This is a genomic window from Streptococcus thoraltensis DSM 12221 (genome assembly GCF_000380145.1).
Taxonomy (GTDB): Bacteria; Bacillota; Bacilli; order Lactobacillales; family Streptococcaceae; genus Streptococcus; species Streptococcus thoraltensis.
The window spans coordinates 26,046-38,610 of sequence record NZ_KB904630.1; the positions used below are offsets into that span (position 1 = coordinate 26,046).

General features: G+C 38.4%; 15 protein-coding genes and 1 pseudogene. 9 read left to right on the top strand and 7 right to left on the bottom strand.

The window, feature by feature from the left end; translation table 11 throughout:
• The first annotated feature begins 21 nt into the window (after window positions 1–21).
• The 6 genes and pseudogenes from zapJ to A3IA_RS12785 form a co-directional block, all read left to right on the top strand.
• Window positions 22–723 (top strand): divisome accessory protein ZapJ, encoded by a 702-nt coding sequence (gene zapJ / locus A3IA_RS0109645; RefSeq protein ID WP_018381117.1) that lies wholly within the window; start codon window positions 22–24, stop codon window positions 721–723.
• Window positions 724–732: 9 nt separating this feature from the next.
• Window positions 733–2,064, top strand: a complete 1,332-nt coding sequence (gene murC / locus A3IA_RS0109650; protein WP_018381118.1) for a UDP-N-acetylmuramate--L-alanine ligase — start codon at window positions 733–735, stop codon at window positions 2,062–2,064.
• Between the two features lie 130 nt (window positions 2,065–2,194).
• Window positions 2,195–2,692: a GNAT family N-acetyltransferase gene (locus A3IA_RS0109655; RefSeq protein ID WP_018381119.1), complete on the top strand. Its 498-nt coding sequence runs from the start codon at window positions 2,195–2,197 to the stop codon at window positions 2,690–2,692.
• An 86-nt stretch (window positions 2,693–2,778) separates the two neighbouring features.
• Window positions 2,779–4,896: an endolytic transglycosylase MltG gene (gene mltG, locus A3IA_RS0109660; protein ID WP_018381120.1), complete on the top strand. Its 2,118-nt coding sequence runs from the start codon at window positions 2,779–2,781 to the stop codon at window positions 4,894–4,896.
• A gap of 85 nt (window positions 4,897–4,981) precedes the next feature.
• Complete coding sequence (greA, locus tag A3IA_RS0109665) at window positions 4,982–5,473, top strand: transcription elongation factor GreA (RefSeq protein WP_018381121.1); 492 nt, start codon at window positions 4,982–4,984, stop codon at window positions 5,471–5,473.
• 224 nt (window positions 5,474–5,697) lie between these two features.
• A pseudogene (locus tag A3IA_RS12785) lies at window positions 5,698–5,826 on the top strand (IS630 transposase-related protein); the annotation flags it as partial.
• Window positions 5,827–6,192: 366 nt separating this feature from the next.
• Here the strand turns inward: A3IA_RS12785 and yidC are convergent.
• Together yidC and A3IA_RS0109675 are read right to left on the bottom strand one after the other, a co-directional pair.
• The gene (yidC, locus tag A3IA_RS0109670) at window positions 6,193–7,110 is read right to left on the bottom strand and encodes a membrane protein insertase YidC (RefSeq protein WP_018381122.1); all 918 of its coding nucleotides are present in this window, start codon (window positions 7,108–7,110) and stop codon (window positions 6,193–6,195) included.
• Between the two features lie 82 nt (window positions 7,111–7,192).
• Entirely contained in the window at window positions 7,193–7,471 is a 279-nt protein-coding gene (locus tag A3IA_RS0109675) for an acylphosphatase (RefSeq protein ID WP_018381123.1), read from the bottom strand.
• A 48-nt stretch (window positions 7,472–7,519) separates the two neighbouring features.
• Here A3IA_RS0109675 and A3IA_RS0109680 point away from each other — a divergent pair, with 48 nt between their 5' ends.
• The 3 genes from A3IA_RS0109680 to A3IA_RS0109690 are packed head-to-tail and all read left to right on the top strand — an operon-like array spanning window position 7,520 to window position 9,514.
• Window positions 7,520–8,260 (top strand): TrmH family RNA methyltransferase, encoded by a 741-nt coding sequence (locus A3IA_RS0109680; RefSeq protein WP_026217664.1) that lies wholly within the window; start codon window positions 7,520–7,522, stop codon window positions 8,258–8,260.
• Window positions 8,261–8,299: 39 nt separating this feature from the next.
• Window positions 8,300–8,803: an HD domain-containing protein gene (locus tag A3IA_RS0109685; RefSeq protein WP_018381125.1), complete on the top strand. Its 504-nt coding sequence runs from the start codon at window positions 8,300–8,302 to the stop codon at window positions 8,801–8,803.
• A gap of 21 nt (window positions 8,804–8,824) precedes the next feature.
• A complete protein-coding gene (locus tag A3IA_RS0109690) occupies window positions 8,825–9,514 on the top strand; it encodes a Bax inhibitor-1/YccA family protein (RefSeq protein WP_018381126.1) in 690 nt (229 codons plus the stop codon).
• Between the two features lie 434 nt (window positions 9,515–9,948).
• On the opposite strand, the gene A3IA_RS0109695 is transcribed toward A3IA_RS0109690, so the two are convergent.
• The 5 genes from A3IA_RS0109695 to A3IA_RS13495 form a co-directional block, all read right to left on the bottom strand.
• Window positions 9,949–10,266: a DUF960 domain-containing protein gene (locus A3IA_RS0109695; RefSeq protein WP_018381127.1), complete on the bottom strand. Its 318-nt coding sequence runs from the start codon at window positions 10,264–10,266 to the stop codon at window positions 9,949–9,951.
• Window positions 10,267–10,476: 210 nt separating this feature from the next.
• Window positions 10,477–11,010 (bottom strand): nucleoside tri-diphosphate phosphatase, encoded by a 534-nt coding sequence (ntdP, locus tag A3IA_RS0109700; RefSeq protein ID WP_026217665.1) that lies wholly within the window; start codon window positions 11,008–11,010, stop codon window positions 10,477–10,479.
• Between the two features lie 81 nt (window positions 11,011–11,091).
• Entirely contained in the window at window positions 11,092–11,868 is a 777-nt protein-coding gene (recX, locus tag A3IA_RS0109705) for a recombination regulator RecX (protein ID WP_018381129.1), read from the bottom strand.
• A 2-nt stretch (window positions 11,869–11,870) separates the two neighbouring features.
• Window positions 11,871–12,098: a protein kinase family protein gene (locus tag A3IA_RS13490; RefSeq protein ID WP_018381130.1), complete on the bottom strand. Its 228-nt coding sequence runs from the start codon at window positions 12,096–12,098 to the stop codon at window positions 11,871–11,873.
• Between the two features lie 162 nt (window positions 12,099–12,260).
• Window positions 12,261–12,506: a protein kinase family protein gene (locus A3IA_RS13495; RefSeq protein WP_026217666.1), complete on the bottom strand. Its 246-nt coding sequence runs from the start codon at window positions 12,504–12,506 to the stop codon at window positions 12,261–12,263.
• Between the last annotated feature and the right edge of the window lie 59 nt (window positions 12,507–12,565).

Consider the following 12,565-nt stretch of genomic DNA (forward strand, 5'->3'; position numbering starts at 1 on the left):
TTACAGAAAGGAAGTGAGCCAATGAGTTCCAGAAGACGTGCGTTTCCCCTAGTTCCTGATGACGAGCCTGTTATCGGACAATCAACAGCGATGCGCTTATATGATAATGATGATCTCATTACCAATATAAATGGGACTTATTACGATAAGGACTATTCCGATGTAACATCTGATATTCAGTTTGTTCATAAGACTAGTAAGGAAAGAGAATCCAGTCAATCAGCTGAGCATGAAGACTTGAGAAGCACTCAGACTTATGCTGAGCAGGCGCGCGAAGAAGCTAAAAACGACTTGAGACAAAAGAGACAATTTTATGTCAATCGTGAATTACAGCGCACTAAACAACCAAGTAAGTCTGCTAAGACAACTACAACCATATCTCAATCATCTCCGAAAAGAGAAATGCCAAGTTTTCAAAAGAAAACACCGTCTACTAAGAAAATGAGACAATCTGTTTCAACAGCTAAGGTATTTCAGAAAGAGACAGCATCAGCACACACCTCTGAATTAGCTGCATTTTCGAAAAGGCTACACCAAGATTCATACATTTTGGTGGATTTACCAAAAGTCTACAGCAAACCCGACAATCAAAAAGATTCAAAACCAAAGAAAAATACATTTGACTTTTTAAAACGCAGTCAAATATACAACCACCAAGAAAGGCAAGAAAAACGAGAACGTCAGATTGCTCAAGAGTTAAATCTGATCCGTTTTGAGGATTAAGGAGTTACCATGTCAAAAACCTATCATTTTATCGGAATTAAAGGCTCAGGAATGAGTGCACTGGCATTGATGTTACATCAAATGGGGCACAAGGTTCAAGGGTCTGATGTTGATAAATATTACTTTACACAACGTGGATTAGAACAAGCTGGAATCCCCACCCTTCCTTTCTCTGAAGAAAATATCACGGCAGATGTGGAATTGGTTGCTGGTAATGCCTTCCGTCAAGATAACAATGTTGAAATTGCTAAAGTGATTGAGTCGGGTTATTCGTTTAAACGTTACCACGAATTTCTTGGGGAATTCATGGAGCAATTCACGAGCTTTGGTGTAGCAGGTGCTCATGGTAAGACGTCAACAACAGGTCTTTTAGCCCATGTGATGAAAAACATCACTGACACATCCTTCTTGATTGGTGATGGTACTGGACGTGGTTCAGCTTCAAGCCAGTATTTTGTGTTTGAATCGGATGAGTATGAGCGTCACTTTATGCCATATCACCCAGCTTATTCAATCATCACAAATATTGATTTTGATCACCCCGATTATTTTACAAGTATTGATGATGTTTTTGATGCTTTTGATGCGTATGCTAAACAAGTTAAAAAGGCTCTTTTTATCTTCGGAGAAGATGATTACCTCCGTCGGATTACATCTCCAGCTAAGATTTACTATTATGGTTTTGAAGAGTCAAATGATTTTTATGCAGCAGATATTACCCGTACGGTAAACGGTTCGGACTTTACAGTAATGCATGAAGGTCAAGCTATTGGTCGTTTTCATGTACCAGCATTTGGACGCCATAATATCCTAAACGCAACAGCAGTCATTGCCAACCTTTTTGTTGAAGGGTTTGATATGGAGCTTGTTGCAGAACACCTTAAAACTTTCTCTGGTGTTAAACGTCGTTTCACTGAGAAAAAGATTAATGAAACCATTGTTATTGATGACTTTGCCCACCATCCTACGGAAATTATTGCAACCTTGGATGCTGCTCGTCAAAAATACCCTTCAAAAGAGATTGTTGCCATTTTCCAACCACATACTTTTACGCGTACCATTGCTTTGTTAGATGAATTTGCAGTAGCTTTAAACGAAGCTGATGCTGTCTATCTAGCACAAATCTATGGTTCAGCTCGTGAGGTTGACCATGGAGATGTCAAAGTTGAGGATTTGGCAAATCGCATCAACAAACCAGCAAAAGTAGTTACTGTTGAAAACGTGTCACCACTCCTTGATCATGACAATGCTGTTTATGTCTTTATGGGCGCTGGTGATATTCAACTGTATGAGCGTTCTTTTGAAGAACTCTTATCTAACTTGACAGAAAATAATCAATAGAGTCAGAGGAACGTCTTTCACTTTTTAAACGGAGAAAAGAAAAGTTCCAGCTTTTGGATTTAAAATATGGAGTAGGCAGATCCGTCTTAATTTAAGAGGTTTTATCTGCCTTTTTTTATAAGGAGACCCTATGGACATTAGACATGTGAAAATGGCAGATTGGAATGTCATTGTTGATATTGAATCTCAAAATTTTTCAGCGGAAGAAGCGGCGACACCGGAGGCTATTAAAGAAAGAATTGAGCGTATTTCAGATACCTTTCTGGTTGCTGTGATTGATGATGAGATTGCTGGTTATATTGAAGGACCAGTAGTGTCGCAACGTTACCTGACAGATGATTTATTTCATAAGGTTACGGAAAATCCCAACGTAGGCGGTTTTATTGCAGTGACTAGTCTATCAGTGTCAGAAAATTTTAAAGGTCAAGGTTTGGGGACTGCATTGCTTGCGGCTCTTAAAGATTTGGCAGTAGCTCAAAATCGTCAAGGCATTACACTAACCTGTCATGATTATTTGATTTCCTATTATGAAATGAATGGTTTTGTAGATGAGGGAGAATCTGAATCAGAACATGGTGGCACTCTCTGGTATAATATGGTCTGGGAAAATCCTGTGAAAGAATGTTAAAAATAGGTGACAACCCCGTATAATCGTTGCTTTTCTAAGGCTTTTAAGATATAATGGCGAATGATTATTATGTAGGAGGATCAGCTTTGACTGATTTTAAAGACGATGACAAATCTTCTTCTGGTAGTGCGGAAAATTTTAAAGAACGCATTTTACGAGAATTAAAAGAAGCAAGTCGTGAACGTCAACTTCAAGAAGAAGAGGCTCAGCGAAGGGATGAAGAAAACCGTCAAGCTGAGAAGGCTAGACGCCAAAAAGAGTTAGAATTAGCGCGTTTAGCTAAGGAGCGTCAACGATCAGAAGCAGCACGTCAAGCCGCTGCTGCCGCCGAAACAGCACGTCAATCAGAGATGGCTCGCGTACAGCGTGAAGAAGAGTTAGCGCGTCAAGCTGAGAAGGCTAGACGCCAAAAAGAGTTAGAATTAGCGCGTTTAGCTAAGGAGCGTCAACGCTCAGAAGCAGCACGTCAAGCCGCTACTGCCGCCGAAACAGCACGCCAATCAGAGATGGCTCGCGTACAGCGTGAAGAAGAGTTAGAACAAGAGCAGCAAAAGGCAATTGAGCGAGAACGTTTGGTTCATGAAGCTGCTAAAATGCTTCTCGCCTCGTCAGAAACAACTAGTCAAATGCCCTTATCTTTCGAAAGTCAAGACAATAGTCTAGGTGAGAATGATTGTGATTCGGCTACAAACGTTGAATTAGCAGATCCGACTAGTCATCAAAAGCAAAGTGACGTTGCTAATTTCGCTATGAAGACTCAAGAATTACAGAGTGAGACTATCTCATCTTCAGAAACTGTTACGAAAAAAGTTGCACCAGATACATTATCGGAACAGTCACCAATAGATTTAGCTACTTTAGATGAGAGTAGCACGTCTAGAAGTTCCCTTTCATCTTCTGTTGCTCTATTAACAGAGGCAAATACTGATGAAACAGATATTGCCACTTCAGAAACGGTGACCGAAGCAGATGGTTCTGGTGAAAGTATAGAAGAACAAAATGAAGCTGTTGTCGCTCAAGTAGAAGCAAGAGAATCCATTACTGAGGAAAGACAATCATCGATGAATAGAAAAAAGAAAAATCATAAGATTGCAGCTAAAATCGCAGGGATTTTAGTGACCATTATCCTAGTTGTAGGATTATTAACGGCATTTTTAGGGTATCGTTATGTCTCGAGTTCACTTGGGGCTGTTGATGCAGGGGCTAAGAAATTTGTCACCGTCCAAATTCCTAAAGGGTCTGGCAATAAGTTAATTGGTCAAATCTTGGAAGAAAATGGTTTAATAAAAAATGCATCTATTTTCAACTACTATACTCGTTTTAAAAATGTGTCCAATCTTCAAAGTGGATACTATAATCTTCAGAAAAGCATGACCGTTGAGGAGATTATCGATACCCTAAAACAAGGTGGTACGGCAGAACCTCAAGAACCTGTTTCTGGGAAAATTTTGGTGACAGAAGGTTTCACGATTGATCAGATTGCTAAAGCTGTGACAACCAATGTCAATACGAAAAAAGTAGGTAAGACACCATATTCTGAAAAAGATTTCCTAAACTTAATGAAGAATAAAGACTTCATAGATAAAATGGTTAAGAAGTATCCGGAACTCTTGAAAGATATTCCCTCTGCTGATAAAGCAAGGTACCAATTGGAAGGGTATTTGTTCCCAGCAACCTATAATTACTATGAAGAGTCAACTCTTGAAGACGTTGTCGATCAAATGCTAGCAACAATGAATACTAATTTAGCACCTTATTATGAACAGATTGCTGCTAAAGGACAAACTGTCAATGAAGTCCTCACATTAGCTTCCTTGGTTGAAAAAGAAGGTTCAACGGACGAAGATCGTCGCAATATTGCTAGTGTCTTTTATAACCGCTTGAATACTCAGATGCCTTTACAAAGTAATATTGCTATTTTATATGCAATGGGCAAACTTGGTCAGGAAACAACACTTCGGGAAGATGCTGCTATTGACACTAAGATTAAATCCCCGTATAATATCTATGAAAATCCTGGTTTAATGCCTGGACCTGTTGATAGTCCGGGATTATCCGCGATTGAAGCTACTGTCAATCCTGCTAATACAGATAACCTATACTTTGTGGCTGATGTTACAACTGGTGAGGTTTACTATGCAGAGGATTATGCCACTCATGAAGCCAATGTTTCTAAATACGTTAATGCGCATTTAGATAAATAGAAACAATTCCAATGAGTAAACTAATATGATGTGGTTTTACCACATCATATTCATTTAATAAAAAGAATAGAAAAGAGATTAAAATATGTCAGAAAAAACATTTCCAATGACTCAGACTGAAAAAGAAAAGCTTGAGAAAGAGTTAGAAGAATTGAAATTGGTTCGCCGTCCAGAAGTTGTCGAACGTATCAAAATCGCTCGTTCATACGGTGATCTTTCAGAGAACTCCGAGTACGATGCCGCTAAAGATGAACAGGCCTTTGTTGAAGGTGAAATTTCAACCTTGGAAAACCAAATTCGTAATGCAGAGATTATTGATAGTGATGCCGTTGATAAAGATGAAGTAGCGATTGGTAAGACTGTAGTTGTTCAAGAAGTTGGAACAACAGATAAAGACACTTATCACATTGTTGGTTCAGCGGGTGCAGATATTTTCTCTGGGAAAATATCAAATGACAGTCCAATTGGTCAGGCTCTTATTGGTAAAAATAAGGGTGACAAAGTTGCTATCGAATCACCTGCAGGAAGCTACCAAGTTGAAATTATCAGCGTTGAAAAAACACAAGACAATAAATAACAATAAAAAAGAATTGGCCCTTGTTCAGTCAATTCTTTTTTATTGAATCATAATCTCTATGGTATAGTCTTTTGAATTAAGGTTGAGACATCGTCACTTTCGCCTTGCCCTACTCAAGTGCTGCCCGCGTCTCAGTTCTTTGTCTCAAAGTTAATTCATTTGACTATAGATTACAGATATAGCGAAATGAAATAAAAACAGTACACTTGTGATATCATGTTTTTATGGCATATTCACTAGATTTTCGTAAAAAAGTTCTTGCATACTGTGACAAAACTGGCAGTATTTCTGAAGCATCTGTTGTTTTCCAAATCTCACGCAACACCATTTCTCAATGGCTAAAACTAGTTGAGTACAATCCCAGCGAGAAAACATGAGCTTACATCAAAAGTGCCTCAATGAAAGTATCGCCAAATGGCCATATTTTCATTGAGGCACTTTTGTCCTGCTCTTGTTTCAGTTGACTATATTATAGAGCCAGAAAACCCACTGAAGAGCTATTTCAGTGGGTTTTCTTATTGGACGCCATTCATTTCATAATAAGACGCCTAGCACCTCAGAAGATGTCTCTCTAACAAATCAAAAAGGCTGAGAAAATTCTCAACCCTTTTACAATATACTCTTTTGAATTAACTTTGACACATTGTCACTTTCGACTTGCCGTACGCGAGTACTGTCTGCGTCTTTCTGTTCCTTGTCTGAAAGTAATTCATTTGATTTTAACGTTTACGCTGTTTCCCTGCATTACGATTTGATTTTGTTTGAATAGCGCCTTGTGTTGACTTGGTTGTTGGGGTAACATCCTTGCGAGTTGCCGCATTTGACTTAAAAGGTTTTGGAGGATTTTTAGCAAACTCTTCTTCTACTTTTTTGCGCAAACGAGGCTTGATTATATAAGTTGTAATCAATTGCTGAGCGATAGCGAAGAAACCACCAACGAACCAGTAGAGGGTGACACCTGCTGGTGAAGAGAAACCAAAGAAGGCCATCATGAGAGGCATTGAATACATCGCTGTCTTCATTTGTGCACGTTGCTCTTCTGGAACGGTTGCCATTGATAACCAAGATTGGAAGAAATAGAGGGCTACGATGATGGCTGTGAGAAGCAAGTCAGGTTTATCCAATGAGAACCATAGGAAATGAGAACCTTGGATACCATTTGTGTAGCGAGCTGCAAAGTAAAGAGCTGAGAAAAATGGCATTTGAATGAGGAGTGGTAGGCATCCGATACCACCAAACATGCTGACACCATATTGACGTTGAGCTGCCATAAAGTCAGCTTGAGCTGCTAATTTTTCTTCTTGCGTAGTTGCTGACTTCATGCGTTCTTGAATAGGGCCAAGATAGGGTTTCAAGAAAGCCATTTTTTCTGATTGGTAGGCTGCTTTTTGGGCTTGGTAGAGACCAAGTGGTAAGATAATCAAGCGAACGATGATTGTTACAGCGATAATCCCAAGACCAAAGCCAAATCCTAAGTCATTTGCAAAGTATTGGATTACTTTTTCCATCGGTTTACCAAATGTATTCCAGATGAAGCCGACTGGTTTACCGTGTTCAGTCCTGACACAACCAGACAGGAAGAGAAGCATTGATAATGCCATTCCTGAGAGGATTAATTTTTTATTTGTTTTTTTCACAGTTCATATCCTTTAATTTTTGTAATACCTACCTATTTTACAGTTTTTTTAGGATTTTCTCAATACTTCTGAGGTCCTAATTTTAATTAGCCATTCGGAAGTCGGTATAGTCTTGAAATTGCCCCATCTGCACATCGACATAAGTGACATGACTCATACGAGAAGGCCCCTTACGAACTTCTTGGATAAATTTAGCCATCTTGGTTGAATCGTTTGATTGTGCAAGGATTTCAACAGTTCCATCGTCGTTATTCCAAACGCGTCCTTGAATGTCACCTATTTCTTTAGCAAGGGCATAAGTTGAGTAGCGAAAGCCAACGCCTTGAACACGACCGGAAACAATCATACGTACTTTTTTCATGGTTTTTCCTCCATTTGCTCTTTTAGTCTGTGATATAATACTTCTATGATTACTATTATAACCTCAAAATCCAATAATCTCATTAAAAAGACTAAAAAACTCTTACAGAAAAAACACCGCAAGGATTCTTACCTTATTGAGGGTTGGCATCTCTTTGAAGAAGCTCAAAAAGCGGGGGTTCAATTCCGACATATTTTTGTATTGGAAGATTTAGCAGATAAGGTGCCTCCGTGTTCTGAATTGGTTTTGGTTTCAAGTGAAGTTTTGAAAGAGATTTCTGATGCCCCAACGCCACAAGGGATTGTTGCAGAAGTTATTTTGAACCAAGTGACCTTGCCAGATTTCAAGGACGGACGGTATCTTGTTTTAGAGGATGTCCAAGATCCTGGAAATTTAGGGACGATGGTTCGAACAGCAGATGCTGCTGGTTTGGATGGAGTGATTTTGTCAGATAAATCTGCTGACTTGTATAATCCTAAAACGCTTCGTTCCATGCAGGGAAGTCATTTTCATTTGCCTGTCTTTCGCTTTGCTTTGGCTGATGTTTTTGACGAAATGAAGGCGGCTAACCTACCCATTTTAGCGACAACCTTGTCAGATAGGTCAGTCGATTATCAAGAGTTAAAACATTTTGAAAAGTTTGCCTTGGTGATGGGAAATGAAGGACAAGGGATTAGTTTGGAGACAAGTGCCACAGCTGATTATTTGATTCATATCAATATGCCTGGACAGGCGGAAAGTCTCAATGTCGCAGTAGCGGCAGGAATAGTGATTTTTAGCTTGCTTTAAGTCAATATGGTATAATAGTGGTCTAGAGAGGTGATTCTGATGAAAAAATATGAAAAAGATGCTGAATTCATGGAACTTGTTGGGCATTTGATTGAACACCCACGCTTTAAAAAACTTGATGGTATTGTTCAGCATCACCATTCCACGCGTATGGAACACTCGATCAATGTCGCTTACACCAGTTATAAAATTGCCCGCAAATTTGGTTGGGATCAAAAGGCAACGGCACGTGGTGGTCTTCTCCATGATTTCTTTTATTATGATTGGCGCGTGACTAAGTTCAAAAAAAGTCATGCGTGGATACATCCTCGTATTGCCGTTCGCAATGCTAAAAAATTAACGTCGCTGAGTAAAAAAGAAGAGGATATTATCCTCAAGCATATGTGGGGAGCAACCATTGCCTTTCCACGTTATAAGGAATCTTATATTGTAACGATGGTTGATAAATACTGGGCAATTAAAGAAGCTACCACTCCTATGCGCCGTACTTTTGTAAAACCCATCCGCTATAGCCGTAAATTTTTGGACAGTCACAATCGCTAGTTAGAAAAGGAAATGTTATTTATGAATGATAATCTCGTTTACACAGAATCACAAAATGGTCTATCAGCCTTCTTTACAAAAATCTACAGTCTTGTTGGTATTGGAATTGGGCTGTCAGCCTTTGTTTCTTGGCTCATGCTCTACCCATTTAAGGCTAACCTTGTCACTATTATGACTCAGTACTCTTGGGTTTACTACAGTGCTTTCTTTGCAGAATTGGCCTTGGTTTTCTTGGCATCAAATGCAGCCCGTAAAAATACACCAGCTGCCTTGCCACTCTTTTTAACCTACTCAGCCTTGAACGGCTTTACACTTAGCTTTATTGTTGTTCAATACACTCAAGCGACAGTTCTTCAAGCTTTTATGAGTTCGGCTCTTGTTTTCTTTATTATGGCAGCCATTGGTGCAACGATTAAAAAAGACTTGTCAGGTATGGCAAAAGCTCTTGTGGCAGCCTTAATTGGTATTATCATTGCCAGTCTGGTTAACATGTTTATTGCTAGTGGCACAATGAGTTTCATTATCAGTATTATTTCTGTTTTGATTTTCTCAGGTTTGATTGCTTATGATAACCAAATGATTAAACGTGTTTACCAACAAACAGGTGGTAATGTTCAAAATGGTTGGGCTATTTCAATGGCACTCAGCCTATACTTAGACTTCATTAACTTGTTCTTAAATCTTCTACGTATCTTTGGAAGTAACGACTAATAAGTTTTCAGGTTGAAGAAAATTGTCCATTTTGGACTTTTTCTTCAACCTTTTTAATTTTGATGGGTAAAGAAAAACTCTCAGAAAGCTCACCAATACTCTTTATAGTCAAATGAATTAACTTTCAGAACAAGGAACAAAAAGACACGAACAACACTTGATTTTCATTGCGTATGAGTCCGGCAAGTCGAAAGTGGCGATGTTTCAAAGTTACTTCAAAAGACTATAAAAATCAATTCAGACCTTGTTGACTTATTTTGAAGAACTTCAGTTCTATCTGAGTCGTCACGTCTGCTTTTAATTTTCATTGAGTATCAATCAACACTTCTAAGAGTTTGTTTAATTTACAATCAGGTCTTACTTTTTCAAGTTCTCTATTGTTTAGAAGGAGCTGTCTACATTTAAAAAAACTTGTCATAAGACAGGTTTTTAAGTTATAAATGATTTAGTTCATGAGCCAGTAGAATAGTTTGTCGGCCATTGTTATCAACAATATAAATCTTTTTAGGGAAAAAGGGATCAAATAGATACTTGTAATCAAATGCGATGATCAGTCTTCTTTTGGCATCGTGATATTCATAGGTCATGCCCTTGTTAGATTTTTTTAGTTTAAAGGTTAAAACGCTGTCTAAGGGAACAACGGACTTTAAATAATTGTCCAAGATGTCCCAAAAGGTATCAATGAGTTCGCTCGGTAAACTGGTAGCAACGCCGAAGCTAGCGTAACGAGCGCTTGTTTTTTCAAAAGCCATCTACTGGTATCCTTTCTGAGAATATTGACTAATATATTGCCTAATACTCTTTGAAAATCAAATTTAGGGCTTGCTGCCTTGATTAGATGAACGTTTAGTTCTATCTGCAACAGCGTCGTCTAGTCTGTTTTTCATTGAGTATAATCTGGTTGTTGTGCAGAAGCAAAAGTGAAGGAGCTGAAGACCTTTCTCCAGCTCCTATGGGCAACTTTAACGCTTCTTCAGCTCAAGATAGCGTTTGTACCAGATATTAACGTAAGACTGTGAAAATGGTCCTTTGTGGTTATTAATCCAATCCACTAAAATTCTGACATTCTTTTTAAGAATGAAATCAATATCAGCCGAATAGTGCATTTCTCGCTTATGAATCTCATATTCGTCCACATCAAGAAGTTTTTTCTCTCCATCAGCAAAGACTTTGACGTCTAAATCATAATCGATGTATTTGAGAGCTTCTTGATCTAGGACGTAGGGACTGGCAAGATTACAGTAGTAGGAAATACCATTATCGCGAATCATTGCGATGATATTAAACCAATATTTTTTGTGGAAATAGACAATCGCGGGCTCTCGAGTAACCCATCTGCGACCATCGTGCTCTGTCACAAGCGTATGATCGTTCACCCCAATAATTGCATTTTCCGTTGTTTTGAGTACCATAGTATCACGCCAAGTGCGGTGCAAACTACCATCATGTTTATAACTTTGAATTGTAATAAAGTCGCCTTCTTTTGGTAATTTCATGGCAATCATCTTTCTACAATTTCTTTGTCCCTAATAGTTTATCATAATTTTCAGAAAAAATCACTTTGAGATTGGATGTGATTACAAATAGTCTCTTAAAGCTGAACGAATGGCATCAAAATCGTAACCTTTTCGAGCTAGTGCCTTTGTCAAACGTTCTTTCAGGTCATAACCATCATATTTTCGGCTGTATTTTCGATACTGCTTGTCTAATTCTTGGTAGATAAGTTCTTCCTCAGTTTCCTCGTCCTTCTCCAAGTCTAGCGCTTCAATAGCGATTTTGGCTTCCTGGTAGGAAAATCCTTTGTTAGTTAGATTTTGGCTGAGTTTGTCTTTTAGGGCTTTAAAAGCTAGTTTGCCATCATACTTGCGTAAAAGTTTCTGCGCCACGCGCTCGGCAACCTCTGTGAAGTCATAGTCTGCTAAAACGCCATCAATGGTGCTACTAGAGATTCCTTTTTGCATAAGTTTTTGCCTAATAACAAAACCTCCCTTATCACCACTAGATAGATTTTGCTCAACTGTTGAAATCACAAACTGTCTATCGTTAATCCATTTATCAGTTTTCAGATTATCAATCACTTGAGGAATGATAGCCGACTCAATCTCATGTTTATAGAGATAATCCCTAACTTCTTTTTCCGTTCTCTGTTTGAACGAAATGAAATAAAGAGCCAGATTTTTTCCATAAGAAAACTGGGCAAACTGGCGAATTTCGTCAAGTTCTTTTTCTGAAATAGCCATCCCTTTACTCAACATAAAGCGGACAATGGTGTCCTCAGTGATATAAAGGTTTTTTGTCTCATCAAGTTCTAAAAGATAGAGACGCTTTTTCTTTTCGATTTTTGTGATTTTCATGCTTAATCTCCAAAGACTTTGTGGGCAGAAACAATTCTTAGTATATCCCAGTCAATCTCTTTTCTGCCATAATTATCTAGGAAAATGCCAATGTATCTGTCCTCTCCTAAATGATAATGAATAGACCAAATAGCCCAAAAGATATCAATATGCTTATCGCTATAACCAGAAAGCCCCAAAATGATGAAGGTTGAGAAGGTTTGGCTATCTTTTAAAATGATATTTGGCAAGCAGGTATCGCCATGAATAAAGACATTTGTTTCTAAAAGATGTCCTTTTTCTTCAACTAGCTAAAAAGCTTCTTCTCGAGCTGAGATATGAAAAATCAGAAGCAGTGCTTTTCGTAGAAGACACTATTTTGATAATTGGATTTGACTGTTTGACGATAAGTATCAAGAAGACAATCTTGTGGGAAATGCTTGGGGCTTAATTGATGCAGTTGTCGCATGCTTTTCTAAAATCGTACAGACTGATTCAGGCTGATTTAAAAAAGAAGTTGCAGCAGAGCCTGTCACAGCTCTTGTTAAGAGGTAGTCTCTATCTGTATTGATATATGCAATCACCTCAACTCCCATGTGATGTTGGTAAAACCACTTCGTTAATTGAGCCTCCTGGTTTGATTTTCCTTTTGTATCCATTAAAAATACGTCTCACCAACTTTTAACACCAGAGCTCCAGAATGAGATGAATCATCATA

What these genes read in the sequence shown, in the direction of transcription:
- A3IA_RS0109695 (WP_018381127.1), bottom strand. Translation starts at nt 10,266, where the DNA reads ATGGCTTTTGAAAAAACAAGCGCTCGTTACGCTAGCTTCGGCGTTGCT.
- A3IA_RS0109685 (WP_018381125.1), top strand. Translation starts at nt 8,300, where the DNA reads ATGAAAAAATATGAAAAAGATGCTGAATTCATGGAACTTGTTGGGCAT.
- A3IA_RS0109675 (WP_018381123.1), bottom strand. Translation starts at nt 7,471, where the DNA reads ATGAAAAAAGTACGTATGATTGTTTCCGGTCGTGTTCAAGGCGTTGGC.
- A3IA_RS13495 (WP_026217666.1), bottom strand. Translation starts at nt 12,506, where the DNA reads ATGGATACAAAAGGAAAATCAAACCAGGAGGCTCAATTAACGAAGTGG.
- murC (WP_018381118.1), top strand. Translation starts at nt 733, where the DNA reads ATGTCAAAAACCTATCATTTTATCGGAATTAAAGGCTCAGGAATGAGT.
- zapJ (WP_018381117.1), top strand. Translation starts at nt 22, where the DNA reads ATGAGTTCCAGAAGACGTGCGTTTCCCCTAGTTCCTGATGACGAGCCT.
- greA (WP_018381121.1), top strand. Translation starts at nt 4,982, where the DNA reads ATGTCAGAAAAAACATTTCCAATGACTCAGACTGAAAAAGAAAAGCTT.
- A3IA_RS0109690 (WP_018381126.1), top strand. Translation starts at nt 8,825, where the DNA reads ATGAATGATAATCTCGTTTACACAGAATCACAAAATGGTCTATCAGCC.
- ntdP (WP_026217665.1), bottom strand. Translation starts at nt 11,010, where the DNA reads ATGAAATTACCAAAAGAAGGCGACTTTATTACAATTCAAAGTTATAAA.
- recX (WP_018381129.1), bottom strand. Translation starts at nt 11,868, where the DNA reads ATGAAAATCACAAAAATCGAAAAGAAAAAGCGTCTCTATCTTTTAGAA.
- A3IA_RS0109655 (WP_018381119.1), top strand. Translation starts at nt 2,195, where the DNA reads ATGGACATTAGACATGTGAAAATGGCAGATTGGAATGTCATTGTTGAT.